This window comes from Pontibacter qinzhouensis (genome assembly GCF_008017455.1).
GTDB classification, from domain to species: Bacteria; Bacteroidota; Bacteroidia; order Cytophagales; family Hymenobacteraceae; genus Pontibacter; species Pontibacter qinzhouensis.
Genome location: NZ_VRTY01000030.1, coordinates 34,985 through 61,689, shown reverse-complemented (window position 1 = coordinate 61,689; position 26,705 = coordinate 34,985). Strand labels below are relative to the sequence as shown.

The 26,705-nt window shown below is 47.6% G+C and carries 19 protein-coding genes; 11 read left to right on the top strand and 8 right to left on the bottom strand.

Features of this window, described 5'->3' with window-relative positions; genetic code table 11:
* Positions 1 to 351: 351 nt before the first annotated feature.
* Positions 352 to 1,212 carry an AraC family transcriptional regulator gene (locus tag FVR03_RS09935; RefSeq protein ID WP_147921595.1) on the bottom strand — a complete coding sequence of 287 codons (861 nt, stop codon included), beginning with the start codon at positions 1,210 to 1,212 and terminating at the stop codon, positions 352 to 354.
* 383 nt (positions 1,213 to 1,595) lie between these two features.
* Between FVR03_RS09935 and FVR03_RS09930 the strand changes: the two genes are divergently transcribed.
* The 3 genes from FVR03_RS09930 to FVR03_RS09920 are packed head-to-tail and all read left to right on the top strand — an operon-like array spanning position 1,596 to position 4,308.
* Positions 1,596 to 2,333 (top strand): (Fe-S)-binding protein, encoded by a 738-nt coding sequence (locus tag FVR03_RS09930; protein ID WP_147921594.1) that lies wholly within the window; start codon positions 1,596 to 1,598, stop codon positions 2,331 to 2,333.
* Positions 2,330 to 3,724, top strand: coding sequence for a LutB/LldF family L-lactate oxidation iron-sulfur protein (locus tag FVR03_RS09925; RefSeq protein WP_147921593.1), 1,395 nt, complete (start codon positions 2,330 to 2,332; stop codon positions 3,722 to 3,724). The genes FVR03_RS09930 and FVR03_RS09925 overlap by 4 nt, the downstream gene beginning before the upstream one ends.
* Positions 3,721 to 4,308, top strand: a complete 588-nt coding sequence (locus FVR03_RS09920) for a LutC/YkgG family protein (RefSeq protein WP_147921592.1) — start codon at positions 3,721 to 3,723, stop codon at positions 4,306 to 4,308. Before FVR03_RS09925 ends, FVR03_RS09920 begins: the two co-directional genes overlap by 4 nt.
* A 212-nt stretch (positions 4,309 to 4,520) precedes the next feature.
* On the opposite strand, the gene FVR03_RS09915 is transcribed toward FVR03_RS09920, so the two are convergent.
* The 3 genes from FVR03_RS09915 to FVR03_RS09905 all read right to left on the bottom strand — a co-directional run bounded on the left by FVR03_RS09915 (position 4,521) and on the right by FVR03_RS09905 (position 9,835).
* Positions 4,521 to 4,865: a hypothetical protein gene (locus tag FVR03_RS09915; protein WP_147921591.1), complete on the bottom strand. Its 345-nt coding sequence runs from the start codon at positions 4,863 to 4,865 to the stop codon at positions 4,521 to 4,523.
* Positions 4,866 to 5,186: 321 nt separating this feature from the next.
* A complete protein-coding gene (locus tag FVR03_RS09910) occupies positions 5,187 to 6,707 on the bottom strand; it encodes a SusD/RagB family nutrient-binding outer membrane lipoprotein (protein WP_147921590.1) in 1,521 nt (506 codons plus the stop codon).
* 122 nt (positions 6,708 to 6,829) lie between these two features.
* Positions 6,830 to 9,835 carry a SusC/RagA family TonB-linked outer membrane protein gene (locus FVR03_RS09905; RefSeq protein WP_255474153.1) on the bottom strand — a complete coding sequence of 1,002 codons (3,006 nt, stop codon included), beginning with the start codon at positions 9,833 to 9,835 and terminating at the stop codon, positions 6,830 to 6,832.
* Between the two features lie 114 nt (positions 9,836 to 9,949).
* Here FVR03_RS09905 and FVR03_RS09900 point away from each other — a divergent pair, with 114 nt between their 5' ends.
* From FVR03_RS09900 to FVR03_RS09890, 3 genes are all read left to right on the top strand, one after another.
* A complete protein-coding gene (locus FVR03_RS09900) occupies positions 9,950 to 10,969 on the top strand; it encodes a helix-turn-helix transcriptional regulator (protein WP_147921588.1) in 1,020 nt (339 codons plus the stop codon).
* A gap of 562 nt (positions 10,970 to 11,531) precedes the next feature.
* The gene (locus tag FVR03_RS09895) at positions 11,532 to 13,736 is read left to right on the top strand and encodes a S9 family peptidase (protein ID WP_222707200.1); all 2,205 of its coding nucleotides are present in this window, start codon (positions 11,532 to 11,534) and stop codon (positions 13,734 to 13,736) included.
* A gap of 434 nt (positions 13,737 to 14,170) precedes the next feature.
* Entirely contained in the window at positions 14,171 to 14,992 is an 822-nt protein-coding gene (locus tag FVR03_RS09890; protein WP_147921587.1) for a universal stress protein, read from the top strand.
* A gap of 800 nt (positions 14,993 to 15,792) precedes the next feature.
* Here FVR03_RS09890 and FVR03_RS09885 read toward each other — a convergent pair.
* Positions 15,793 to 16,104 carry a hypothetical protein gene (locus FVR03_RS09885; protein ID WP_147921586.1) on the bottom strand — a complete coding sequence of 104 codons (312 nt, stop codon included), beginning with the start codon at positions 16,102 to 16,104 and terminating at the stop codon, positions 15,793 to 15,795.
* Between the two features lie 431 nt (positions 16,105 to 16,535).
* Here FVR03_RS09885 and rhaT point away from each other — a divergent pair, with 431 nt between their 5' ends.
* The 4 genes from rhaT to FVR03_RS09865 all read left to right on the top strand — a co-directional run bounded on the left by rhaT (position 16,536) and on the right by FVR03_RS09865 (position 23,064).
* Positions 16,536 to 17,606: an L-rhamnose/proton symporter RhaT gene (rhaT, locus tag FVR03_RS09880; protein ID WP_147921585.1), complete on the top strand. Its 1,071-nt coding sequence runs from the start codon at positions 16,536 to 16,538 to the stop codon at positions 17,604 to 17,606.
* 388 nt (positions 17,607 to 17,994) lie between these two features.
* Positions 17,995 to 20,121 carry a bifunctional aldolase/short-chain dehydrogenase gene (locus tag FVR03_RS09875; protein ID WP_147921584.1) on the top strand — a complete coding sequence of 709 codons (2,127 nt, stop codon included), beginning with the start codon at positions 17,995 to 17,997 and terminating at the stop codon, positions 20,119 to 20,121.
* Positions 20,122 to 20,346: 225 nt separating this feature from the next.
* Positions 20,347 to 21,630, top strand: a complete 1,284-nt coding sequence (locus FVR03_RS09870) for a sugar isomerase (protein ID WP_147921583.1) — start codon at positions 20,347 to 20,349, stop codon at positions 21,628 to 21,630.
* Positions 21,631 to 21,738: 108 nt separating this feature from the next.
* Positions 21,739 to 23,064, top strand: coding sequence for an FGGY-family carbohydrate kinase (locus tag FVR03_RS09865; RefSeq protein ID WP_147921582.1), 1,326 nt, complete (start codon positions 21,739 to 21,741; stop codon positions 23,062 to 23,064).
* Positions 23,065 to 23,213: 149 nt separating this feature from the next.
* Here the strand turns inward: FVR03_RS09865 and FVR03_RS09860 are convergent, their stop codons facing one another.
* From FVR03_RS09860 to FVR03_RS09850, 3 genes are all read right to left on the bottom strand, one after another.
* Positions 23,214 to 23,399 (bottom strand): CsbD family protein, encoded by a 186-nt coding sequence (locus FVR03_RS09860; protein WP_147921581.1) that lies wholly within the window; start codon positions 23,397 to 23,399, stop codon positions 23,214 to 23,216.
* A 444-nt stretch (positions 23,400 to 23,843) separates the two neighbouring features.
* Positions 23,844 to 24,803, bottom strand: coding sequence for a glycosyltransferase family 2 protein (locus FVR03_RS09855; RefSeq protein WP_147921580.1), 960 nt, complete (start codon positions 24,801 to 24,803; stop codon positions 23,844 to 23,846).
* Positions 24,800 to 26,056, bottom strand: coding sequence for an MATE family efflux transporter (locus tag FVR03_RS09850; RefSeq protein ID WP_147921579.1), 1,257 nt, complete (start codon positions 26,054 to 26,056; stop codon positions 24,800 to 24,802). Before FVR03_RS09850 ends, FVR03_RS09855 begins: the two co-directional genes overlap by 4 nt.
* Positions 26,057 to 26,375: 319 nt before the next feature.
* On the opposite strand from FVR03_RS09850, the gene FVR03_RS09845 reads away from it, so the two are divergent.
* Complete coding sequence (locus FVR03_RS09845; protein ID WP_147921578.1) at positions 26,376 to 26,663, top strand: hypothetical protein; 288 nt, start codon at positions 26,376 to 26,378, stop codon at positions 26,661 to 26,663.
* The last annotated feature ends 42 nt before the right edge of the window (positions 26,664 to 26,705 follow it).

Here is a 26,705-nt window from a genome sequence, read left to right as displayed (position 1 = left end):
TCTCCATGTAAATAGCTCTATTTCAATCAATTTACAGCTTTCTTAGCCATTAAACAAGTGCCTAATTCAATCTTTTTATATCAAAACAAAAAAACAAAGACTTCAGCTATGAAATAAATCACGCCCCTATGCCAGTAAGTAAAAGCTACTATGCGAACTTAGGCTACAACACCTGTAGCCGCTGCTGATGGATCTTGCCCACAAGATCCTTGCAGAGTGACAAAAGTGTGGAAGTGAAAGAAGAGAGAAGAAACCCTTTGCTGCCCCACAATCGAATTATTCTAATGGAAACAGCCTTCCAAAGGATTTTGAATCAAATTTAGCCAAGGAGCACTTATAGGTTAAGTGCAGTTACTTGCCTCCTTTGTGAAGTCTCTGGTATTCCTGCGGCGTAAGCTTGGTAATGGCTTTAAAGTAGCGGTTAAAATTAGAGAAGTTCTGAAAGCCGCTATCCAGGCAGATCTGCCCTACCGGCAGCTTTCCTTCCATTAAAAGCTTGCAGGCATGCCCCACCCGAATCTCGAGCAGAAACTGGGAAAACGTTTTTCGGGCATGGGTTTTAAAATAGCGGCAAAAGGCATTCGGTGTCAGGTGCACGAGCGCTGCCACCTCCTCCAGCTTTATTTTAGAAGAGAAATTAGCAAGTGTGTAGGTGTGGATATCGGACATACGCTTTGTTTCTGCCTCGCTAAGGGAGCTGTGGAAGCCGCTGCTGCACAGAAAAGTAATTTCAGGAGAATGTGCAATTACCTGTAGCAGGCGCAGCAAAAGCAAAATTCGCTCAAGCCCGGCCACAGTGCTTAACTCCTGCATCAAGGTACTCACCTCCTGCTGCGACTCTCCCCTGATCCGGATGCCCCGTTTGGCTTTCTGAAACAAGTCCTTCAGCAGGGCCAGCTCCGGCAGGTTCATAAAGGAGTTGCCCCAGAAATCGGCCAGAAACTGTACTACCAGCGCCTCACAGGCCTGCTCTTCCTGCGCCTCATCGCTGCGCCAGAAGTGCGGCAGGTTCTCTCCCAGCAAAATCAAATCTCCTGCCTGAAAGTTCTCGATGTTGTCGCCTACGAACCTTATGCCGCTGCCTTTTTGAATAAACGTTAGTTCCAGCTCCGGGTGGTAATGCCACTGGTTGTAGTCCAGCGGATTTACCTTGTTCCGAACTCTGAACGATTGCTCCGGGGAAACATCTACTTTAAGCAAAAAAGGCTTCATCTGATAAATCTTAACTTAGAATCTCTGGCTAATACTAATAACATGTTAATATAATATCAAAAGTGGTTAATTTATAAGGATGTGCACTTTATTTATTTATCGTAATTTGTGAGTTACGCCTGTACCCTGTGCATTAGCTAAAAAGCGATTCAGGCAGCAGTTTTAATTCAATTTTATGTACCTTGAAATTGATCAGCTTTTCGGTTAATACAGGCTGATATTAAACTCTGTAAGTTAAGAGTACTCAGATTACTTATTTTATAAAAAGAGACTTTTAAACTTCCGTAACGGCCAGAGTCCGTGGAATAAAAGTCAGGAGCGAGCGTCCTCGCTCCATAATAATTTTTAATTTTTAATTAGACAAAGCACTAGCATCTAAAAATATGAAAGTCGGTTTATTTATACCTTGTTACATCGACCAGTTTTACCCGCAGGTGGCTGTAGCAACGCTGCAGTTGCTCGAGAAACTGGGGGTTGATGTCGATTACCCGCTGCAGCAGACCTGTTGCGGACAGCCTATGGCGAACTCCGGTTTCTCGCACTACACCCAGGGCTGCGACAGCCTGTTTGTCAAAAACTTTACGGGCTACGATTACATTGTGGCTCCCTCCGGCAGTTGTGTGCTGCACATAAAAGACCACCTGCACGACGACAAGAACCAGGCAGCAGCCGACCAGATTCGTAGCCGCATTTACGAGCTGTGCGAGTTCCTGACCGATGTGCTGCAGGTAAAGGAGCTGCAGGCAAGCTTTCCGCATAAAGTGGGCTTCCATGTAAGCTGCCACGGCCAACGCGGGCTGCACCTCTCGCAGATGTCGGAGCTGAACGCCGAAGATTTCTCGAAGCCCGGTTTTCTGTTAAGCCTTGTAAAAGACATTGAGCTGGTGCAGCTGAACCGCAAAGACGAATGCTGCGGTTTTGGCGGCACATTTTGCGTGTCGGAAGAGGCAGTATCGGTAAAAATGGGGAAAGACCGCGTACAGGACCACCTGGAGCATGGCGCCGACTATATTACCGGCGGCGACGTATCTTGCCTCATGCACATGGAAGGGATTCTGAAGCGGCAGAAAAGCGGGGTTAAAGTTTTACACATTGCAGAAATTTTAAACGGCCAATTATGAGTAGTTCAACATACATAGCACCTACCGACCACGCCAAGGCGGCAGATAAGTTCATGGAGGATGAGGAGCGCGTAAACTGGCACGACAAGGCGCTCTGGTTTATCCGCGAGAAAAGAGATGTAGCCTCCAAGCAGTTGCCCGAGTGGGAGCTGCTCCGCGAAACCGCCTCCCAGATAAAGCAGAACGTGCTGGCAAACCTGGATACCTACCTGGAGCAGTTTGAGCAGAACGCGAAGCAAAACGGCATTACGGTACATTGGGCAGCCGATGCAGCCGAGCATAACCGCATTGTCCTCGACATCATCAACAAGCATGGCATTCAGAAGCTGGTAAAAAGCAAATCGATGCTGACCGAAGAGTGCCACCTGAACGATTACCTGGCTGACAATGGCATTGATGTAGTGGATACCGATTTGGGTGAGCGTGTGGTGCAGCTGGCACAGGAGCCGCCGAGCCACATTGTACTACCTTGTATTCATAAGCGCAAGGAAGAGGTAGGCGAGCTATTTCATAAGCACCTGGGCACGGAGAAAGGCGCTTCTGACCCGGCTTACTTAACCGAAGCGGCCCGCCAGCACCTGCGCGAAAAGTTCCTGACCTCAGATCTGGCCATAACGGGCGTAAACTTTGCCATTGCCGAAACCGGTGGTTTTGTAGTGTGTACCAATGAAGGCAACGCCGACATGGGCGCGCACCTGGCCAAAGTGCATATTGCCTGCATGGGCATCGAAAAAATTATTCCGAAGGCCGAGAACCTGAGCGTGTTCCTGCGCCTGCTGGCCCGTAGCGCCACTGGTCAGCCTATAACTACCTACTCCAGCCACTTCCACAGGCCACGGCCAGACCAGGAAATGCATATTGTGCTCGTAGATAATGGCCGCAGCATACAATTAGGTCGCAAAGATTTTTACAACTCGCTCAAGTGCATCCGCTGCGGTGCCTGCATTAACACCTGCCCGGTGTACAGGCGCAGTGGGGGCCATAGTTACCATTATGCAATCTCCGGTCCTATCGGTGCTATTCTGGCTCCTAACATGGACATGAAAAAGAACGCCGACTTACCGTTTGCCTCTACCCTCTGCGGCTCCTGCACAAATGTGTGCCCGGTTAAGATTGATATACATAACCAGCTCTACCAGTGGCGGCAGATAATTGCCAAAGAAGGCTACGTGCCTGCTACCAAAGCGCAGGGCATGAAAGTAATGGCCAATGTGATGGCTAACCCGACCTTGTTTAGAGTAGCAGGTAAATCGGGGAGGTTTATGATGCGCCTGGCTCCTGGCCTGGCCAGCATAAAAGCCGTTAACCCCTGGGCCAAGCAGCGCGACATGCCGGAGGCACCAAAAGAGAGTTTCAGAGACTGGTACATTAAAAACAAGAAGAAATCATGAGTAGCCGCGAAAGCATTCTAAAACAAGTAAAAGCCAATAAACCTGCAGCCGCTCCGTTGCCGGCCACCCTGGCCTTTCCGCCACTTCCGGCTGCCGACGTTCTGGAGAAATATGTGCGCATAGCAGAGGCCGTAGGAACTGTGGTGATGCAGGTAGAAAGCCTGAGCGCAATAGGTGCTTACCTGAAAAAGCATTACGAAACACCGGAGCGGGTCTTAAACACGGTTAAAGGCGTAGGATTTGGACAGGAACTCAGCGGCCCGATAGAAGATGGCCATACATTGGCGAATCTCGAAATGGCCGTGGTGCAAGGTACGTTGGCTGTGGCAGAGAATGGCGCTGTGTGGGTAAGCGAGGAACATTTACCAATACGTGTACTCCCTTTTATTACGGAGCACCTGATGCTGGTGGTATCGGAGCAGGATGTGGTGAATAACATGCACGAAGCCTACGCCAGGCTGGATGTATCAGTGCCCGGTTTCGGAGCCTTTATCTCCGGCCCCTCCCGCACCGCCGACATTGAGCAATCGCTGGTAATTGGTGCTCACGGGCCAAAGCGGGCGCATGTGTTTATTGTGAAGTAAAAATTCTTAAGTCAAGTATAAGCCCGGCAGCTTTAAAAGTTGCCGGGCTTCTTTTTTCTGAATTATTCTAATGAAAATGCCCTTCCGGAGGTTTTTTTACTGTTAGCCTTCTAGGGGTTTATGATAAGGTTGCATACTTGTGGTGGGTAACGGTCTGGTGCAGCCGAAGCATAGCAAGGGTTAAGGCTGAATAGGGTTGTACCTAGTATTTTTTATTCTATTTCAAAAGTTATCTCCCTGATTATTTCCTTCCAATAATCTAAATTACTGACGTGTCCTTCAAAATCAACAACTATAACATCCGCCCAACCTACCTTTTCTGGATCATTTATATATGGAGATTCTTCTAAACTAAACCAATCATTTTTACCATCCCAAATAAAGCGGTAACAGTGTTTTGTCCTGTAGTTAGTCCAAACCCAATATTTTGACTCAAAGGATGCTGGATGATCTTCCTCTTTGGTCAATTTATACCCTTTCTTTGTCAGAATAGCGTTTATCTCAGTTTTGCAGAGTTTACTGAATTGGTTGATTTTTTGAAGCTTTTTTATCGTCATCTCACATTAGGTACAACTACCAGATAAACCGAATATTCAACTTATCTGCACTATGTCCGGAAGTAGTTTCACTTTACTTCCCAAACAGATAGCAAGCAAAGGCACTTCTTCAGATTCCTAAATAAAATAAATTATAGGCACTTCTCCTATAGGCAAATCATTGGGCAGAGCAACATCCTATCAAAATTTACTTGCTTTAAAAATTACGCTGCTGATAAAATTCATTTCACAAGAAGTAGTTTCTGTAAATTCTAACAGACACAAAAAAAACGCCGCTGCTAGGCAACGGCGTTTTCCATCATTCACAGTTTAACTTTGTACTTATTTATCCCAGAACACACCATTTTGGAATGGGTCGATCTGACCTTGCTTGGCAACTTCTTCGCGGTTCGTGTATACCTCAGACTGGCGGTAGGTCAGGCGTTTAGGTCTGAATGCGGGATTTGGAGATGGGCTCTGCAGCGACTGCGGAATGCCAGCCGGATAACCCAGGCGGCGGTAATCGTTCCAGGCCTCTATGCTGCTGATGCTGTTAAGAGCCAGCCACTTCTGCTCTATTATGCGCTCGATTTTGTTTGGAGCGAGGGTGTAGTTTACGGCAGGCAAAGCATTATAAACTGTAAACTCTGCTGCCTCCACACCCAGGTAGGCAAACGACTCTTTTATGGCCGCTTCGTAGGCATCTTGTGCGCCGGTTAGCCAGCCACGCTCAGCAGCCTCAGCCTGTAGAAATAAACTCTCAGAAGAAGACAGAAGCACCGATGGCTGCTGCGCACTTTTCAGAAGGCCTGCTGGTTGGTTCCCGTTTTCGGCAGGTCCTAACAAAGCCGATGTGTTGCTCATGGTAAACGCTGCGCCTGAAACCTGACCAAGCGGCACGCCTTTATAGCTGGCGCCTACCGGCTTGTAGAGCTTTGCCAGGCGTGGATCGAGGCGGTTTTGATACTGCTGCACCACAAACTCGGTTGGGCGCAAGGTGTTGTAGCCGCTGGTTAGGGCCCCAACCGGGTTTTTGTAAAACATGTCCCAGAACGGGTTTTGCAAGCCTGCCGTTACCTGGTAGCCAGGGTTTACCAAAGCACTCTCGCCAGCACCTAAAAAGCCACTTCCCTCCTGCTGTATTTTTGCAAGCTCGCTGGTAATATAGGCCGTGTTACCAAGCTCGCTCTGCCGCAATAGCGCACGCAATTTTACAGTGTTCGCGAACTTAATCCAGAGCGTGAGGTTACCTTTGAACATCACATCATCGGCAGCCGGTTTCTTAGATAAATCAGAGGCCTCTTTTATATTCCGGATACCTTCTGTTATCAGGTTAATCGATCCTTCATATACGGTTTGTCCTTCTTCGTACTGAGGTGTGGCATACCTGCCTCCGCGAAGCGCTTCCGAAAAAGGCACGTTGTCGTACAGGTCTACCAGGCGCATAAAGTGCCAGCCCTGCATAACTTTGGAGATACCGGCATATGCCAGATCACCGTTTTCAGTGGCCTGCGTTTCTATGTCTTTGTAATTAACGAGGGTAGTGTAAGTATCTTCCCAAATAGGGCGACCATCGCGGTCGAACGACATAGCTTCTACACCATATGTTTCTTCGAGGCGGAACAAGCTGGTAATGCCAGGGCTGTCGGTGGCTTTGGCCCAATAACCTGTCCAGACTGCGCCCAATTGGTTTAGTGCGCCGGTTTCGAGGTGAACCGTTTTCACCAGCGCATTTGGCAGCTTCTGGTCTACGGGCACATCTACTGGCGCATTGGGGTTCACGTTCACATCCATGAACTTATCGCAGGCTGTTATGGCTGTGGCAGCAAGCGCCAGTACTACTATCTTTAATTCTCTTTTCATTCTGATAACTGAAAAATATATTTTTAAAGCCTCAACCCTTGACCTTATAACCTTCTTAAAAGCTTTAGAAGGCCTTTTTCATTAGAATAATCTCTACAAGGCCGGGTTTACAGCTGCTGCTTTTATAGCGTTACTCCCAGGTTAATACCAAATACTCGGGTTGGCGGCAGGTGTCTCCAGCTCATGTAGCCTTCGCTGCTACCACCGGCGTACACAAACTCAGGATCGTTGTAGATGTTGTCTTTCGCCCAGATCGAGAAGAGGTTACGACCTACTATGCCTATGGTGGCACCTTTTAGCAATCGCTGGCCTGCCAGCACAGAGGCAGGCAAGGTATAGCTCAGGCTAAGCTCGCGTAGCTTAAAGAAATCAGCGCTAACGGCGTAGTTAGACTGCACGTTGGCGACATAGTTTGCATAGTAATTGCGGTCGCCTTGCGTCATAATTTCAGTGTTCTCTACAAATACGCCCGGTGAGGTTTCGATAACAGAGTTCGGTATAACAAAAGGCTGGCGGCCATACTGGGTGGTAAGCGGGCTGGTGCCATCCTGAATCATGCGAGCAGCTGCCTCTGTGTAAACCACGGCACCCATACGCCAGTCGAACTGCGCTCCCAGGTTAAAACCTTTGTAGCTAACCGAGGTGTTAAGGCCAAGTTGGTAAGGCGGGGTGCCGGTGCCGCCGTAGTAAAGCTCCGAGGTGTTGGCAGGGTTTCCGGTAGCCGGGTTAATAATGATGCGGCCCTGCGGATCGCGGCCATAGTCGGTAAACATGTAGCTGTTGTAAGGTTGCCCTACGATAAGGTAGTTCTGGCGGAAGTGAAACAGCTGCTGCACATCGCCATATATTTCCTGCACTTCGCTTTTAAGGTAAGTAAAGTTGGCACCCACATTCCAGGTCAGGTCTTTGCTCCGGATAACGTCGGCACTTAAATCTAACTCTAAAATTTTGTTAACAGCCGTAAAAGCGTTTACCCAGGCCGAGGTAAACCCGGAGCCAGCCGATATGTCGGCTTGGATGGTGCCGTCTGTTGTTTTAGCATGCACAAAAGCGGCCCCCAGGTTCAGGCGGTTGTTCAGGAAGCTGAGTTTCGTGCCCACTTCAAACGATTTCACAAATTCCGGCTTCAGGTCGGGGTTGGCATCTGATACACCCAAACTGAAACCAGGCAGGTTGCCGTACGGAAAGCCGTTGGTCTGGCTGTACACGTTCTGCAGCTGGTATGGGCTAACCACCACGTTTCCGGTTTTATTGTAAGAGATATAGGCTTTACCAAACGACAGGAAATTGCTGTTTCTGAGGCCACTGAATGCATCGCTGAAAATAAACGAGCCACTTACGCCAGGGTAAAAGTAATTCCGGTTCTCCGGGCTCAGCACCGATACCGACTCCTGCCGCCCGGTAAATGTCAGGAACAGGTAATTATCGTAGCCGGCTGTAAACTCGCCGTATCCGGCAAACCTTCTTTCCTCAGAAATCATGGAAGTACCACCTAACTGGCCGGTGCGGTTGTTCTGGTTAAAAAGGTCGGGCACCACCAGGGCCGAGGCGCTCAGGTTCACGTTTTTGGTTTGGTCGGCGCGGATGTTGTTACCCAGCAGCAAACGGGTACTGAACTTGCCAAACTCTTTCTCAAAGTTAAAAATAAGGTCGCTGTTGAGGCGGCGGAAATTGCTGGAGCCATCGTTTACGCTACCCGGAATGTTGGTGCGGCCAGCTGTGGTGTAGGTGTACTTACCCACAGTTGCCCGGCTTTCTGCCATACGGCTATATACACCTGCACGGTAGATAATACGCATCCAGGGAGCTACTTCGTAGTTAAATTCAATGTTCCCGTTAAAGGTTTGCTGGTCGGTTACAGTGCGTTGGTTAGCAGCGTTAAAGTACGGGTTAGGCTGGTTGGTGCTGAACCAGTAGTTCGGGCTGGCATAAAGCGTGTTCTGCCAATCGCTTACCTGCTCATACGGAATGTTGGCGGGCAGGCGATACACCGTAGACCAGGGCTCGCTTGGCGTTACATCGTTTTTGTTGAAAACGTAATTCAGGTTATACGAGGTGCTGAGTCTGCCAAAGGTACGGGAACCGTTAAAGCGGCCACCGGTTCTGCGGTTTTCGTCGCCGGGTACGATGCCTTTTGTCAGCACATCCTGCAAAGAAAAATAATAAGTAGAATTATCGTCGCCACCGGCAAATGAGAGGTCATTTTGGGTGGTAATGCCTGTATCGAAGAACTTTTTACGGCCATCTTTTACAGCCGAATAAGGGAGCTGCCAGACGGAGCCATCGGCCAGGGTTGCACCCACCGGCCTGATTTCTCCATCGTACCGCGGCCCCCACGACTGGTACTGCAACGGATCGTAAACTCCGTTCATGCCTTGTCCGAACTCCGCCTGCTGCTCTGGCAGCCTGGCAATTGTTTCGATAGTAGTTGTGTTGTTGAAGCTGATGCTCTGAGCGCCGGCGCGGCCTTTCTTGGTAGTGATCATGAGCACACCGTTAACACCGTCTGAGCCGTAAATAGCAGCTGCGTTGGCCCCTTTCAGCACGTTCACACTTTCAATATCGTTTGGGTTTAATCTGTTAATATCCGGAATAGGCACACCATCCACTACATATAAAGGCGCGTTGTTGCCAGTATGCGAGCGTATACCACGCAGGTTCACCTGCACATCGGGGTCTACCTTGCTATCGAACATGTTAATGCGCAGGCCCGATACTTTGCTGGCCAGTCCTAATATAGGGTTCACGACTTTTCCCTGATTCACCTCCTGTGTGTTCAGCTGCTCGCTGGAGGTGCCTAGTTCGCGGGCTGCACGGTTAATGCCCAGAGCCCCAGTTACCACTACTTCTGCCAGGTTATTGCTGCTTACCTCCAGGGCAATGCTAAGCGTGCTGGTTTTAGGCATAACAGGCAGTTCTTGCTGCGAATACCCGATAGAGGAGAATACCAGCACCTGCCCCGCATCGGCCATAAGCGCAAAGCGTCCTTCGGCATCGGTGGTGGTGGCCTGGTTGGCATTTTTTACCCGAACTGTAACACCCGGCAAGGCCTCTCCTGTTACCTTCTCTGCTACCTTACCCGATACGAGGCGCTGCTGAGCGTGTACCCCCACCGATAAAATCAGCATGAAAAAACATATGAGTAGATTTTGCTTCATTTTTAAAGAAGTTTTATATTACTATTTAAAATTAGTCTAAATAATTTAACTTTGGCAAAGATATAGTCCTGCTCGGATATAACAATGACGCACAAAGGAGAAAATATAACGTTTAAGGGAGAATTTTCAGAAGCGTGTGCTCTTACTCCGGAAGAGCAGCAGGACATCTGGCACCTCGATAAGTTATTCAGTATCAAAGGCGATGAATGCCTAAAAAGGAGTTTCCGGCTCTCTGAAGGTGGCCGCCTGTACGAATACGCCTCCAGAGGAATTTACTTTCGGCATACCGCTGGCTGCTTCTCTTCGCCAACAAGGCTGGTGCTGGCGCAGGATGCTCCTTGTGTTTACATGGCTTTTTCTGTGCAGAACAAGCGTAGCTATACGGTGCCTGGTGCCACAAAACCGCTTGCCAAACAAAAGGCACACCAGCATAACCTGTACCTGCTACCCCAGCAACACCTGCAGGTAGAGTGGCAGCCCGAAGCAGAGACCGAGTTCTTCGATATTTTTATCAGCCCAGAAAGTTTTTTCCGGTACCTGCCTGCCAGCCACCCGCTGTATGCCAGCTTCCAGCACGCTATGGCAACCAACAAGCATGCTCAGCTAAGCAGCAGCAACCTGCCACTTACTCCCCGCCTTATTTCGCTGCTATTCGAGATTTTGAACTGCCAGTTTAGCGGGCACTGCAAATGCCTGTTTGCAGAGGCTAAGGTGGTAGAACTGCTGGCGCTGCAACTCGACCAGCACGGGCAACAGCCAACACAGGCCGAACACAAAAGCCTGAAAGCAGACGATGTAGAGAAAATGCAGCAGGTAAAAGATATTATACTGACAAACCTCCACTCGTCTATTACCCTTAAAGACCTGGCCCACCAGGTAGGCACGAACGAGTATAACCTGAAAAAGCATTTTAAGGAAGTTTTTGGCAGCACTGTATTTGGTTACCTGCACAACTACAAAATGGAGCAGTCGCGGGAGTTACTGCTGCTGCGCGAAACCAAGATTGCCGAAATTGCCCGCCAAATGGGTTACAAACACGCCACTCACTTTACCACCGCCTTTAAAAAGCATTTCGGTTTTCCGCCAAACAAGCTGAAGATGTAAGGTTTTGGATTTGGTAAATTTACTGATTGTAAATTTAAAGATTTTGGGATGAGGGAATACCAGTAAGGCCTTGACATGAAATTGGCTAAAAAGCTTTGGAAGGCTGTTTTCATTAGGATAATTATAAAGTTAACTACTTACCTAAGCTTACATTACTAAGCAAACGCTGTATATTTAACCCAAATTTATTTCGGCAAGTAGCTACACGTTTAACACCTTAGCCAGGTGCACAAAATGAAAATAAACTGTTTGAGCGTTCAGCGAGTGGGGGAAGGGGTTCTCGATTTTTATTTTCTTGATTTTTTTGGTTCTTTTTGTATCAAGACAAAAAGAACAAAGACTTAGGCAATGAAATAGTAACCTGCTGCTATCGAAGAAAGAACAGCCGCTATGTGAACTTAGACTGCAAAGCCAAGAGCCATTGCTTCTGGATCTCGCCCACAAGACCCTTCCAGGATGACAAAAGTGGGATAGTGCATGAGAGACAAAACTTGTTTGGCTACCGCACAATTTTGGCTAAATTTATCTTCTACTAAACTACATCCATTCCAAATCTACATCTATGAGTAAAATTAACTTACCACTGGCTGGCGCTACAGCCCTCTTATCTGCCTGCCTCATGGGTAGCTCCGGCTGCTCCACCAGCAATAGTTCCGGCGACACTACCACCACAGCAACCGCAGAACAGACTGCCACGGCACAAGCAACCTCGCAGGCACCTCAACCGCCTACTGCCGATAAGAAGCCTAAAACGCTTACCACCCACGGCCATACCCGCACCGATAATTATTACTGGCTGAATGAGCGCGAGAACCCCGATGTAATTGATTATCTGAATGAAGAGAACGACTACACCAAAAAGATAATGGCGCACACCGAGGCGCTGCAGCAAAAGCTGTTCGACGAAATTGTGGCCCGTATAAAGCAGACCGATGAGTCGGTGCCGTACAAGCGCAACGGCTACTTTTATTATACCCGCTACGAAGCCGGTAAGGAGTATCCGATTTATGCCCGCAAAAAAGGAGCTTTGAGCGCCAGCGAGGAGATAACGCTAAACGCCAACGAACGTGCCGAAGGCAACAGCTACTATGCAGCGGCAGGCATGAGCGTTAGCCCCGACAACCGCCTGCTGGCTTTTGGCGAAGACACCGTGAGCCGCCGCCAATACACGCTACGGATAAAAGACCTCAGCACCGGCCAGCTGCTCCCCGACCGCATACCCAACACCACTGGCAGCGCTGTGTGGGCCAACGACAACAAAACGATCTTTTATACCATGAAAGATGCGGCCCTGCGCTCTTTCAAGATTTTCAGCCACACCCTGGGCACCCCCAGCTCCCAGGACAAAGAAGTGTATCACGAGGCCGACGAAACCTACGGCACCTTTGTATATAAAACCAAATCGGAGAAGTACATCATCATCGGCAGCAGCAGCACCATGGCGCAGGAGTTCCGTTTTGTGGATGCCGCTAAACCCAACAGCTCGTTTAAAGTTATTCAGCCAAGGGAGCGCGGCCTGGAGTACAGCGTAGACCACTTCGGCAACAACTTCTACATCAGAACAAACAAAGATGGTGCTACCAATTTTAAGCTGGTGCAGACGCCAGTAACCAACACCGGCAAAGCCAACTGGAAAGATGTGATACCACACCGTGCCGATGTTTTCTTGGAAGAAACAGAGATTTTTAAGGAGTACCTGGTGCTGCAGGAGCGCAAAAATGGCCTCACGCAGCTACGCATTAAAAAATGGAACGATCCCAAAACCGATTATTATGTAGATTTCGGGGAAGAAACTTATACGGCCAACATCAGCATGAACCCAGAGTTCGACAGCCAGGTGCTACGCTACGGCTACAGTTCCCTTACTACGCCCAACTCTACCTACGACATTAATATGCAGACGAAAAAGAAAACGCTGCTGAAAGAACAGGTAGTGGTCGGCGATTTTAATAAGGAGAACTACGAAGCCAAACGCATTTATGCCACTGCCAAAGACGGCACCAAAGTTCCGATTTCGCTGGTATACCGCAAAGGCCTGAAGCTCGATGGCAACAACCCGACGCTGCTCTACGCCTATGGCTCCTACGGCATTACTATGAACCCCAGCTTTAACGCCACCCGCCTGAGCCTGCTCGACCGGGGCTTTGTATATGCCATTGCGCACATTCGGGGTGGGCAGGAAATGGGGCGCCAGTGGTACGAAGATGGTAAATTGCTCAAAAAGAAAAACACCTTTACCGACTTTGTAGATTGTTCTGAGTACCTGATCGAGCAGAAATACACCAACACAAACAAGCTCTTTGCGCAAGGTGGTAGTGCCGGAGGCCTGCTGATGGGTGCTGTGGTAAATATGCGCCCAGATTTATATAAAGGTGTACATGCCGCTGTTCCGTTTGTAGATGTGGTAACCACCATGCTCGACACCAGCATTCCGCTCACAACCGGTGAGTTTGATGAGTGGGGCAACCCCGCCGATAAAAAGTACTACGACTACATGCTGTCTTACTCGCCTTACGACAACGTAGAAGCCAAAGAATACCCGAACATGCTCGTCACCACCGGCCTCCACGACTCGCAGGTGCAATACTTTGAGCCGGCCAAGTGGGTAGCCAAGCTGCGCGAACTCAAAACAGATAACAACATCCTGCTGCTCCACACCAACATGGAGGCAGGCCATGGCGGTGCTTCCGGCCGTTTCAGACCTTATAAAGAAACAGCCCTGCAATACGCCTTCTTCCTGACGCTTGCCGGCGTAGAGGATTTATAACTCCTGGTTAAAGAATTCATTCGATTATCCTGACCTCAAACTAGTCAGATGAAAATAGCCTTCCGGAAGCATTTTTCATCTGACTAGTTTGCGTGTCGAATTGTTGATTTCAGACTATGAAACATTGAAGCTAAAGCTCAGCAGCTGCCTAATAAGATAAATTACAACTGTATAGCGCTGCTTCCTTTCCAGGTTTCAGCTTTAAGCCTTATCTTAAAACCTGGTAAAATGTAAACTCGTTTAGCCTGTTTCGGAATTGACATTCTTATAGTTTTCAATATCTTTACAAGAAGTGCGGCTGGTTTGCCAGCCGGCAAACCAGCCGCACTATACCGGGCATCTGTGCCGCGGATCAAAACGACAGCTCTGCACAACGGCATAAAAGCCAGCAAGACGTGCATCAGATCAGGTCCAACCATTTAAAAAGAAGACGCATGAGAACAAGATTAATCGTACTGATTGATTTTTCGCCTTACTCACAAACGCTTTTAAAACTTGCCGGCAAATGGAGTAAGATGATACAGGCAGACCTTTTGTTAGTACACCAAGTGCCCGGCTTAATACCTGCTTTTACTGACAGTGAAAGCAGGCAACAAATAAACGCCATAGAGAAAGAAGAAGCACTAACTAACCTTACAAAGCTGGCTCAGGAAGCAATCTCGACACCAGCAAATATAACGTACCTGGTTTCTGAAAAAAGTTTGCTGCTTTCTTTGTCAGAATTACATACGCCAGACTCTAACGACCTTGTTCTGGTTGGGCTAAAAGGAACAGGCCTTTTAAAGCAAATCTTTATTGGCAGTACTGCCATCCAACTTATTGAAGAACTAAATTGCCCTATAATTACGGTCCCTCAACAAACAAGCACCCTTGTTCCGAAAAAACTGATCGTTGCCTTGAGTTACCGATACCCTCTTAATGTGATAGCCTTTAATAGTTTTCTGTCCACATTTAAAGACAGTATAACGCAGGTAGAATTTATATCTGTGGTAGCTTCAAAAGACATAGAGGAAGAAAGCATTACCTACCTGACCAGGCTGAGAAATAATTATGAGGGGCACATTCCCTCTTCCTTCCAAATATTTAAAGGCGAAAATACTTTCGATGAAATTAAAAATTACGTGAAGCAGAACAACGACGCTATGTTGGTTGTTCAGAAAGGCTCCCGCTCGCTTACCGACAAGCTTTTCAGGAAGTTTTTAATTAATGAACTCGTGTTTGATGGCGCTACGCCGCTTACAGTTATTCCATCATAAATAAATTGCTTGGGAGCTTCGCCAAATTAAATATTAGAAATTATTGAAGGCTGCGTTACATCTTATGCTACGACAATCCTGAGAATCCATACATCCTGTGAATTCTTGGTGTAAGGACTATAAGATTCTAATATCTAACATCTAAAAAAGCCTTCGGAAGGGCTTTTTCATTTGAATAATTGCTCCCGAACCATGGGGCAATGTCAATATGACTTTGTGCACTTTATCGTACACCCGAAATTACCCATTGGCCTCCAAGACTTGCAGGTACAATATTTTTGAGCGACCGTATGAATTGGCATGCTGCACGAACTTAAAACAGGTCATAACCTACTGCTCCAACAGGACACAACAATGTTTCTGCCTCTGCTCTGCAATACGCCTCCTCCCGGCGCTGGCATCGAAGAAGAACCTCCTAAAAGATCGCAATTATTCTAATGCTTTTGGCCTTCCGGAGGTTCTTTTGGGTTTTTAGGTCTAAGGCTTTGGGTATAAGCTGTTGGTTAGCACACTTTATATACCAGATCAGCTAAACCAATCTGTAAGGTTGCTGTAGCCTGTTTTGCGACAACTCTTCTCTAAAAAGCTTTCCCATACAGGACACCACTGGATACATAGCTTTAATTTCCTTCCTATTTTTAAATTTGAACCGATACTGCTGTTTTTCTAAGACAATGAATACTGCAATTACCTTTCTTTTGAGAGCTTACTGTATTACTATTTTTAACTACCATTAGTTTTAGGCCTAATAGCATATTTGGTTCTTTATACTTCAGGTTTATCTACACATAAAATAACCTTTAGCCGGATACAAAATGAAGAAAACCCTTGCCAACCAACTGGATGTTATAAATGGGTACGAGCAGGAGCATATAGTAACCAAAACGTATTTTAACATAGCCGCTGCTGTAATCTGGTTGGGCATCTTTGCGGTGTGCCTGTCGCTTAACTTCTTCCAGTATATCGATGTTTTCTTCCTGGGTCTGCCGGGCTGTTTTATTGCGGCTGCGCTTTATATTGTTGTAAGCAAGCCTTATCAGAAGAAGGCCATATGGCAGCCAGATCAGGTTGCGGTCGCCGGTTTCGTTTAACTTCTTAACCTTACGCATCATGCATATTATATTAAAACTAATTTCTTACATTAGCCTGGCCCTGGCGGTGGTTCCTGACGGCTCCTTTCTGGATAAATACCAAAGATGAGCAAGAGGCAGAAAACTAAACATCACTTAAAAAGGTGCCAATTTCGCGTTATAATATTTTAGCATTTCATAATACATAATTATCATAGAAGAAGGCTGAGCTGAATTCTATAAAAAAAGAATTTATCTTAGCCCTTTCTTTTGTCCAAAGTCATGCGTCTCAGGCTCTGTACTACCAGGAGCAGGTTTAATAGCTTTAGTATAATTGCAAAAAGCAATTTAATCCTGCTCTCCCAGCAGGTCGGCGAAAACCTTGCGCTGCTGGTGAGTATACATACTTTTTATACCAGCAGGGACCAAGGCCAGAACAACACAATTATATTTTATAAACCAGCTCAACGTACATGCAAGTTATTTTAGGTCTCCTCTACCACTTTATAGGTGGTGCTGCATCTGGCAGTTTTTATATCCCTTACAACAAAGTAAAAAAATGGTCCTGGGAAAGTTACTGGATTGTTGGGGGCATTTTCTCCTGGCTCCTGGTGCCGCCGCTGGGTGCCTGGCTCACCGCCCCGGGCTATCTTGAAATACTGGCCAACGCAGAAACCTCAACTCTTTTTTACACCTACCTGATGGGCCTGCTCTGGGGCATAGGGGGGCTGACCTTCGGGTTATCAATGCGTTACCTTGGTCTGTCGCTGGGTATGGCCATTGCACTGGGCTACTGCTCTGCCTTCGGCACCCTGATCCCGCCAATTTTCTATGAGATTTTCGGCAGCCAGGGCAATGAGAAAACGATCTCTGAGATATTCAGCACCATGTCAGGGCAGGTTACGTTATTCGGTGTTTTCCTGTGCCTGGTAGGCATTGCCATTTGCGGTAAGGCCGGCACCATGAAAGAGCAGGAAATGCCTGCGGAGCAGAAAAAAGAGAGCATCAAGGAGTTTAATTTCTCTAAAGGATTGCTGGTGGCTACTTTCTCCGGTATTCTGAGCGCTTTTATGGCCTTTGGGTATGCTACCGGCAAACCAATAGCAGAGGCTACAGTAGAAACCGGTATAGACCCGTTGTGGCAAAACAACCCGGTGCTGGTAGTGATTTTGCTGGGCGGCTTAACCACTAACTTTATCTGGTGCATTTACCTTAACTTCAAGAACAAAAGCGGGTCTGATTATACAAATAAACAGACACCACTGCTCCGTAACTACTTTTTCTCGGCTCTGGCTGGCATTACATGGTACCTGCAGTTCTTTTTTTACGGTATGGGCGAAAGCCTCTTTGCACAGTCGGGCGTCGGCTTTACCAGCTGGACCCTTCACATGGCCTTTATCATTATCATCAGCAACTTGTGGGGTATCTACCTAAAAGAGTGGAAAGGAGCCAGCAGAAAAACCATGTTTGCCATTATCCTGGGGATCTCGACAGTAATTCTCTCCACTGTAGTGGTAGGCTTTGGAAATTATCTGGCAGAATAACTGGCTTAGGAGCTTTGCCAAATTAATAATGCTTCTAAATGTGCTTTAACAGCGCATTTAGAAGCATTTTCATCTGTTAGTTGCTGAATTTATTATAGCAGCTTTGCTTACAACTACTCCTGTATATGTAAATTCATTATTTATCAGTAAATAATTTTTAGTAACTTACACGTGTTTTGGCAGCAACAGCAAATAGTTAGCTGCTCATGCCAAAATAGCTAAACGACCGTTCATTTATTAGCTGAACCACAGGATAGTACAGGATAGGAACTGAAATTCAATTACATAATTTTGATTATCATAAACTAATATCTAAAGTTACTCTCCACTATTCCAGAAGAATAGCAAACAAAAGTTTAAATAGGACATATACCAATTTTTTTTAAAGATGGAAAACTCTGTTGCCACAACAAATTATAAGTACGTAAGTTACCTTTGGGATGAAGAGGTTGCTAAGTCTTTTGGCGATGATCAGGTTGGATTACTTATTTACCGCTCTAATTTATTAGGTGCCGACCTGCGCCTGACGAACTATGCCGGCGGTAATACCAGCTGCAAAACTGTTGAGAAAGACCCTCTTACAGGTAACGACGTAGATGTGATGTGGGTAAAAGGCTCTGGTGGTGACCTGGGTACTTTAAAGAAAAGTGGCTTGGCAGGTCTTTACCTCGAAAAGCTGCACAGCCTGAAAAACGTGTACCGTGGCCTGGAGCACGAAGATGAAATGGTAGCGCTCTTTAACCGCTGCATCTACGACCTCGACTCCAAAGCGCCGTCTATCGACACGCCGCTGCACGCCTTCCTGCCGTTTAAGCACATCGACCACCTGCACCCGGATGCTATTATTGCTATTGCCGCTTCTAAAGATGGCGAGAGAATAACCAAAGAATTGTTTGGTGGCAAACTCGCCTGGGTGAAATGGCAAAAGCCGGGCTTCGACCTGGGTCTTCTGTTAGAAAAAACAGTTCAGGAGAATCCGGGCATTACCGGCCTTATTCTGGGAAGCCACGGCCTGTTTACCTGGGGCGACACGGCTTACGAGAGCTATGTAAACACACTAGATACTATTGAGCGTGCATCAGAGTACCTCAACGATAACTTCGGCAAAAACCGCCCTGTATTTGGCGGCGCTAAAATAGAGTCGCTGCCAAAAGAGGAGCGCCTGGAAAAAGCCAGTACCCTGATTCCAATTTTGAGAGGCTTCACTTCCAGCCAGAACCGTATGATCGGTCATTTCACCGACGATGAGCGCGTGCTGGAATATATCAATAGCAACGACCTTGACAAACTGGCTCCACTCGGAACCAGCTGCCCGGACCACTTCCTGCGTACTAAAATTCGTCCGCTTGTACTGAACCTCGCTCCTGACGCAGATCTTTCTGACACCGAGGCTGTAAAAGCACAGCTGGCAGACCAGTTCGAAGCCTACCGCGCCGATTACACAGCTTACTACGAGCGCAGCAAGCACCATAACAGCCCAGCTGTTAGAGACACGAACCCGGTAATCATTATTTACCCGGGTGTTGGTATGTTCTCGTTTGCGAAAGACAAGCAGACAACCCGCGTGTCGAGCGAGTTCTACATCAATGCCATTAATGTAATGAAGGGAGCTGAGGCAATTTCTGAATACCAGGGTTTGCCGGAGCAGGAAGCTTTTAACATAGAGTACTGGTTGCTCGAAGAAGCAAAGCTGCAGCGTATGCCAAAGGAGAAAGCCCTGTCGCGTAAAATTGCGCTGGTAACAGGAGCATCTGGTGGTATAGGCAAAGCCATTGCCGAGAAAATGGCCCAAGAAGGTGCCTGTGTGGTACTTACCGACATGAACGCTGAGGCGCTGGAAGAAGCAAAGGCAGAATTCGAAAGCAAATTCTCGAAAGACATCGTAGCTACTGCCGTTGTTAACGTAACCGATCCGCAGGCTATTGTAGACTCCTTTAAGAAAGCAAACCTGGCTTTCGGTGGTGTGGACATAGTAGTAAACTGCGCTGGTCTTTCTATCTCTAAATCTATTACCGACACCACAGAAGCCGATTACGACATTCTGCAGGATGTGCTGGTTAAAGGTCAGTTCCTGGTATCGAAAGAAGCCGTAAAAGTGTTGCGCAAGCAGGCTACTGGTGGCGACATCGTTAACATTGCGAGCAAAAACGGTATTGTTTCCGGCCCGAACAACGTGGCTTACGGAACTGCCAAAGCAGCTCAGATGCACATGTCGCGCCTGTTGGCTGCCGAGCTTGGCCCTGACAAGATTCGTGTAAACGTGGTGAACCCTGATGCTGTAATTCGTGGCAGCAAGATCTGGGGAAGCGGATGGGCTGCAGGCCGTGCCAAAGCATACGGCATCAGTATAGAAGAACTGCCGGCATATTACGCAAAACGTACTGTGCTTAACGAAGAAATTCTGGCAGAAGACATTGCAAACGCTGTGTTTGTGTTTGTTGGCGGACTGATGGGCAAGAGCACAGGCAATGTACTGAACGTAGATGGTGGCGTACCAGCTGCTTTTTTAAGATAATTTAATAAGACGCAGGACACAAGACACAGGACTTTGTAAAGTAAATATCTTGTGTTTTGTGTCTAACGTCTTTTGTCCTTTTCTAGAATAAGCGTGAATTTGGCTTTACACCACTATAAAAAAGTCTGAGAACAGACGGTTGTGCCGGACGTGGAATACGAAAACCACACCCGAGCAACCGTCTGTTTTTATTTTATACGAATTATCATTGACTTCCTATACAATATGATACTAGACAAATCATTGATTGAGCAGCATAACCAGGCTAACCAGTCGCTGCACAAAAAGAAATTCGAGGCCTTATCTGCTGTATTAAGCGGCGAAGGGCACGATGTAAAAACTATTCTGGAGAAAATCGCTGCTTTCCAGATTGCGATACCGAGCTGGGCTCTGGGTACGGGCGGCACGCGCTTTGGCCGTTTTGCAGGTGGTGGTGAGCCACGCAGCCTCGAAGAGAAAATTGAAGACGTAGGCCTGCTGCATGCCCTTAACCAGTCCAGCAACTCTATCTCCCTGCACATTCCCTGGGATATTCCGAAAGACCCGAAGGCCATTACGCAACTGGCGGCCTCTTTTGAGCTGGGCTTTGATGCCGTTAACTCCAACACATTCCAGGACCAGGCCGACCAGAAAGAATCGTATAAATTCGGATCGCTTTCGCACACCGATAAAGCTGTACGCGACCAGGCTATTCAGCACAACATCGACGTTATTCGTCATGGAGTTGACCTAGGCTCTAAGGCTCTGACGATCTGGCTTTCTGATGGAACTGACTTCCCGGGTCAGCAAAATTTCAGGCGCATGTTTGAACGAACGTTAGATTCGATTCAGCAAATTTACGCCGAGCTGCCAGCCGACTGGAAAGTGCTGGTAGAGTACAAACCATACGAGCCGCACTTCTACTCTACCGTAATTGCTGACTGGGGTACTTCGCTCCTGTTCTGCAACAAACTCGGTGAGAAAGCGGTTGGCCTCGTTGACCTGGGCCACCACCTGCCAAACACCAACATCGAGCAGATCGTGTCGCGCTTCCTGATGGAAGGCAAGCTGGGCGGTTTCCACTTCAACGACTCCAAATACGGCGACGATGACCTGACAGTAGGTTCTATTAAGCCATACCAGCTGTTCCTGATCTTTAACGAACTGGTAGAAGGCATGTCGAGCCCCGAGATTAAAAACCCGGAACTGAGCTGGATGATTGATGCGAGCCACAACATTAAAGACCCGCTGGAAGATTTGCTGCAATCTGTAGAGGCCATTAAAATTGCGTATGCCCAAGCCCTGATTATAGACAGACCTGCCCTTGAAAAAGCACAGGCAGAAAACGACGCGACCCTGGCACAGGAAATTATGCAGAATGCCTACCGTACCGATGTACGCGCTTTGTTAGCAGAAGCCCGTCAGCAGGCTGGTGCTGCCCTGAACCCGGTTGCTTTTTACCGCGAATCAAAAATAAGAGAGCAGCTTGTAAGCCAGCGTGGCGCAAAATCGTTTGCCACCGGTTTGTAATACAGCCTTCTTTCCATTTAAATAAATCAAATTCTTATATTTCAACCAGCCGGGGCATGTGCCTCTGGCTGGTTGAAATTTTTCTTTTTACATTTTTATTAACATGTTATGGTGCCTTGTGTTGCAGTATTTGATATAGGTAAAACAAACAAGAAATTTCTTCTGTTTGACCAGCATTACCAGATCATCAAAGATGATGAAATGAGTTTTAAAGAAGTGACAGATGATGACGGAGACAGCGGGGAAGATTTAACGGCGCTGGCAAACTGGCTCCGCACTACCTGGCAAGCCCTGGAGGCCGACCAGAACTTTGATGTAAAAGCGGTTAATTTTACCACCTACGGTGCCAGCCTGGTGCACCTGAACAGCCACGGCGAACCTGTAACACCACTCTACAATTACCTGAAGCCATTTCCGGAGGAGTTAGAAAAGCAGTTTTACAATGCTTACGGCGACAAACTGCTGGTAGCAGCTCAAACCTCCTCTCCCGCTTTAGGCATGCTGAACTCTGGTTTGCAGCTCTACTGGCTAAAGTATGGCAAGCCTGAGGTTTTTAAAGAAATAGCACATACCATACACCTGCCACAATACATTTCGTACCTGTTTACTGGCCAACTGGCAACAGACTTTACCAGTCTTGGTTGCCACACCGCCCTCTGGAGCTTCGAAAAGAAAATGTACCACGACTGGGTAAAAGCAGAAGGACTGGACCAACTGTTCCCACCGCTGCGCTCGCATGAGCAACCTTTCGAGATTACGTTCAGGGGCAAAAGCATAAAAGCCGGACTCGGGCTGCACGACAGCTCGTCTGCACTAATTCCGTACCTGAAGCAGTACCAGGAGCCTTTCCTGTTGCTCTCTACAGGCACCTGGGGCATTACGCTTAATCCGTTTTCACACAAACCGCTTACTATTTCTGACCTAAAGCAGGATTGCCTGCAGTACCTGACCTACACCGGAAACCCGGTAAAGGCATCGCGCAAGTTTATTGGTAATGCACACGAGGAGCAGGTAAAGCTGTTGGCCGAGCATTACCAAAAACCAGCCGATTATTTTAAACAAGTAATTTACGACGAACGCCTGACCGCGAACTTCGGAAAGGATTCAGCAGCAGGCGCTACACCAGAAGTGCTGGTAAAAGACAAAATTGCCACTGCCGTTAAAATAGACCTCGACCTAGCGCTTTACGACACTTACGAAAAAGCTTATCACCAACTGGTAGCAGAACTGGTAGAGCAGCAAATTCAATCTATTTTGCTGGCTGCCGAAGGCGATATCGGCAGGTTCAGCATTTTGCTCGTAGATGGTGGTTTCAGTAAAAACCCGATTTTTATGGCTCTGCTGCAGAGAACGTTCCCGGAGCTACGTATGCGAGCAGGTAAATCGGCACAGGGCACTGCCCTTGGTGCTGCACTGGTTATGGAGGCTTTCTAAGGCATCCCATGTGTCACTACCCTTGGCACAAAAAGCACGAAACAACTTTTGAAGGCCAAAATCATTAGAATAATTCCTTTCAGAACCACCATAAACAAAAAAGGAAGCTCTTAGAAGGGCTTCCTTTTTTGTTTATGCATAAAGTTATTTTATAAGCTTCTTAACCAGCTAATTACTTCGTCGCGGGTCTTGCCGGTCTTTTGTTGCAAACGGCCGTAAAGCTCATCGTCTTTGCCTTCTTCATAACGAAGATCGTCGTCGCTCAGGTCGCCGTAGGCTTGCTTTACTTTGCCTTTCATCTCGTTCCATTTGCCTTTTAATTCTAATCGGTCCATATCTGTGTTGGTTTTTGTTAAACTCTATAGTATTAAAACGCAGGACGGTCAACAAAGTTAGTTTTCTTGTAGCGCTGGGTTCTGGAAACAGTATAAAAGGCAGTTTTCCTCAATTATTCAAATGAAAATGCCCTCCAGAGGGTTTTTGGTGCTTTTGGATCCAAGGGTTTTACATGCCGCACGAATGAAGTGTTTGTTAAGTCTTCAGCTTTAGCCTGTTTCGCCCAGACACTCGCAGGAGCTGCGAGGTCTTTCTTGCTACCTGCGACACAAGCACATTACCACATTATTGTATTAGCACATTAACCAAATTATTCAAATGAATTCGCCCTTCAAAAGGCATTATGCACTTTTTTGCTCAAGGGTTGCGAAGGCTTTACAGGTGAATTTATTTCAGAAAATACTATTTCCCGGTGCTCGAATATGCTTGGTGAGTTTGGTAGATCAGCGTTGCCGGAGCGCCTGGTATAGGCGGCGCACAAACGTTAAATTCACTTTGCGCTTATTCAGGAAAAAGATCAGTTTGTACACAGCCGATAAACCCGCTACCTGCTGCAGCAGCAAAAGCAACTCATGTGCCTCTTTGTAATTGGCGGTAAAGTATGCCTGCCGCGCCTCATACTCCAGCCGTTTTGCCAGTGCTGCACGCTCCGCTGGTGTTCGCACCAGGAGCTTTGCTTTTTCGCAGACACGCACCGTGGAACTCAACAACCTGCTGCCAGGGCTATACCAACTCTTCGATAAGGAGCTGTTATGCACTCGCCGCCTGGTCGTGACTTTATCCAGGAAAAAGTATTTATAGCTACGGCTGGAGCGTACCCAGAAATCGAAGTCTTCGTAGGCCAGGGTTTCATCGTAGCCCTGCAACTCTTCCAGCACCTGCCGTCGCATGAGCATGGTAGGCGGACAAATAAAATACCGCTCCAGCATAGCTGCAAACACATCGCCGGAGGGAGCAAAAGATGTTACCTGCCGGTTTTTGTCGCGGTGGCAGTGGTAGCTGAGGTGGCGGGAGTTATCGTCTATATACTCGGCATCGGAATAGAGTACACCATATGTGCTGTCGAGCTTCCGGAAAGCTGCTACCTGCTCCGCCACCCGCTCTGGCAGCAGCACATCGTCGGTGGCAAAATCAATTATAAACTCGCCTTTAGCTTCGCGCCAGGCCATGTTAAAAGCGGCACAGTTGCCCCTGTTATGCCCCGTGCTGATGAACCGGAGCTGCGGAAACCGGCTGCAGTAATCCTGTATGATGGCGGGGCTGCTATCGGTGCTGCAATCGTCTACCACCAGCAGCTCCAGGTTCGGGTAGGTTTGTGCCAGCACCGAGTCGAGGGCTTCGTGCAGAAAACGCTGGTGGTTGTAGCACAGGCAGATGATGGTAACCAGCGGCAGTTGGCTCATAAGCGGATGTATTTGTTATAATAGACCATACTAAAAACCAGCACAGCGCCATACCGAATGGCATGCGCTATGGTAATGCCTTCCAGCCCGAAAGGTTCTACCAGATTATACACCAGCACCATGTAAAAAAGTGCCGTAATTATCTGCCAGCTTATGTAAAGCCGCACATGCGCCCGCACCACCATCAGGTTGGTGAGCACAATACTCCACATCTTAAAAAAATCGCCGAGCAGCTGGTAACTAAACAAATATTCGGCCACCACAAAATCCTGGTTAAAAAGCAGCAGCAGCACCCATTCGCGGAGCAGGTACACCAGCAGCAGCGCTATCGCAATGGCAGGCATAACCAGGTAAAACGTAGATCGCACATACCGGCGCAGCACATCCTGCTCGGTTATCAGCGCCGCCATGCGCGGGTAGTACAGCATACCTATAACAGATGTGTAGACAAGCGTATAATTTTCCGATACCCGCACGACCGCCTGCCAAAGGCCGGTTTCATACAAGTCGAGGCGGCCAATCACGAAATCTCTGACGAAGAAGTTTGTCAGTTTCAGGCACACCACCGCACTCAGTGCCATCACCATGTATTTTCCTATTTCGAGGTACACAGGCTGCGGCACCTTTACCAGCCTGAAGCTGGTAATCAGCTTTTTAAAAGTAAGCACCGGCAGCATCAGGAAAAATGTGGAACACTGCGCTGCCAGCAGCAAAGGCAGCAGCATGCCAGCCGAAAGTTTCCCGCCAAAAAAATACACTACGGCCAAACCAGCCAGGCTCATAGTGCTGGTGCTCACCACATGCCACTGCAGCACCCGCTTCGAGAGCAGCATGGCCTGCAGAAACAGGTTGTACGTCAGGAGCAGGCTGCCCCCTCCGAAACCCGCGATCCACCACCACTGCAGCAGGCCCACTTCTTCCAGGAAAACGCCTAAATAATAATCCGAAAAAGAAAAGATAAGTGCCAGCGCCAGCGCCACACACAGCAGGTTCAGCCAGATGCCCGCCCAGAAATACTGTCGGTACTGTTGCGAATCCGGGTCCTGATTTGCCAAAAACTTAATGGTGCCGATGTTGATGCCGCCATCTGGCACCGTGGTCACAATAGAAACCAGGTTCTGGAAGTGGGCATATAAGGTAATGCCGTTTGGCCCGTAATACAAAGCAATAAGTTTGTTGATGCCCAGGCTCCCGATGGTTCGAATAAAGATGGAGCAGAAAGACCAGAAAGAAGATTTCAGGTAACGGAGCATGGGGTACAGCAGGTTCAGGCTGCAAAGTACAAAATATGCCGAGGAAGAAATTGCGGTTTAGGAAAAGTTTCGATAAATCATATGCCTAGAGGCTTGAAGCTATTTACTTTAACTGAAAGCCCGTGATAGCGCGTAAAATTGGCTTTGTAATGATAAAAGGCTGATTTGCGGGTTAGCTTTAAGTCAGGCTGCATCACATTACCTACTCCCATGACTCCAGAACAAAAGGAAAGGCAACGGTTTATTCATAAGATAATCTCCAACGCAAAAGCTATCATATTAAACCAGGTTGCTATGCCCCTTGTTAAACCAGGTTGCTATGCCCCTTGGAGTTTATAAAATGAATCAAATCATCAGCTGGTTAGAACCTTACAAAAAGACTGATGAAGTAGACATGAGCATTTTCCGGGAGTATGACACAAACACAAATGACTTGCCAATAGGAACGGGACGGCTTCAATGGGATATCGAAAAGTTTATCCAATTTGAGAAAGAGTTCGACGAGATTAATAAAATATTTAAAGCCGATATACTTAGGAAGTGCAGAGAGCTCATTGATACCTATACATTAGCTAGCATCGAAGGATCAGAAGCAAAAGAAGAATAGAAAGACCTTAGGTTCGGCTGCGGCTACACGAGCCATTGGTAT

Coding starts and splice junctions, on each gene's coding strand:
- FVR03_RS09900 (WP_147921588.1), top strand. CDS start 9,950: ATGACGCACAAAGGAGAAAATATAACGTTTAAGGGAGAATTTTCAGAA.
- rhaT (WP_147921585.1), top strand. CDS start 16,536: ATGCAAGTTATTTTAGGTCTCCTCTACCACTTTATAGGTGGTGCTGCA.
- FVR03_RS09905 (WP_255474153.1), bottom strand. CDS start 9,835: ATGCTGATTTTATCGGTGGGGGTACACGCTCAGCAGCGCCTCGTATCG.
- FVR03_RS09865 (WP_147921582.1), top strand. CDS start 21,739: ATGGTGCCTTGTGTTGCAGTATTTGATATAGGTAAAACAAACAAGAAA.
- FVR03_RS09895 (WP_222707200.1), top strand. CDS start 11,532: ATGAGTAAAATTAACTTACCACTGGCTGGCGCTACAGCCCTCTTATCT.
- FVR03_RS09920 (WP_147921592.1), top strand. CDS start 3,721: ATGAGTAGCCGCGAAAGCATTCTAAAACAAGTAAAAGCCAATAAACCT.
- FVR03_RS09910 (WP_147921590.1), bottom strand. CDS start 6,707: ATGAAAAGAGAATTAAAGATAGTAGTACTGGCGCTTGCTGCCACAGCC.
- FVR03_RS09930 (WP_147921594.1), top strand. CDS start 1,596: ATGAAAGTCGGTTTATTTATACCTTGTTACATCGACCAGTTTTACCCG.
- FVR03_RS09915 (WP_147921591.1), bottom strand. CDS start 4,865: ATGACGATAAAAAAGCTTCAAAAAATCAACCAATTCAGTAAACTCTGC.
- FVR03_RS09855 (WP_147921580.1), bottom strand. CDS start 24,803: ATGAGCCAACTGCCGCTGGTTACCATCATCTGCCTGTGCTACAACCAC.
- FVR03_RS09870 (WP_147921583.1), top strand. CDS start 20,347: ATGATACTAGACAAATCATTGATTGAGCAGCATAACCAGGCTAACCAG.
- FVR03_RS09845 (WP_147921578.1), top strand. CDS start 26,376: ATGCCCCTTGGAGTTTATAAAATGAATCAAATCATCAGCTGGTTAGAA.
- FVR03_RS09850 (WP_147921579.1), bottom strand. CDS start 26,056: ATGCTCCGTTACCTGAAATCTTCTTTCTGGTCTTTCTGCTCCATCTTT.
- FVR03_RS09925 (WP_147921593.1), top strand. CDS start 2,330: ATGAGTAGTTCAACATACATAGCACCTACCGACCACGCCAAGGCGGCA.
- FVR03_RS09890 (WP_147921587.1), top strand. CDS start 14,171: ATGAGAACAAGATTAATCGTACTGATTGATTTTTCGCCTTACTCACAA.
- FVR03_RS09860 (WP_147921581.1), bottom strand. CDS start 23,399: ATGGACCGATTAGAATTAAAAGGCAAATGGAACGAGATGAAAGGCAAA.
- FVR03_RS09875 (WP_147921584.1), top strand. CDS start 17,995: ATGGAAAACTCTGTTGCCACAACAAATTATAAGTACGTAAGTTACCTT.
- FVR03_RS09935 (WP_147921595.1), bottom strand. CDS start 1,212: ATGAAGCCTTTTTTGCTTAAAGTAGATGTTTCCCCGGAGCAATCGTTC.
- FVR03_RS09885 (WP_147921586.1), bottom strand. CDS start 16,104: ATGATGCGTAAGGTTAAGAAGTTAAACGAAACCGGCGACCGCAACCTG.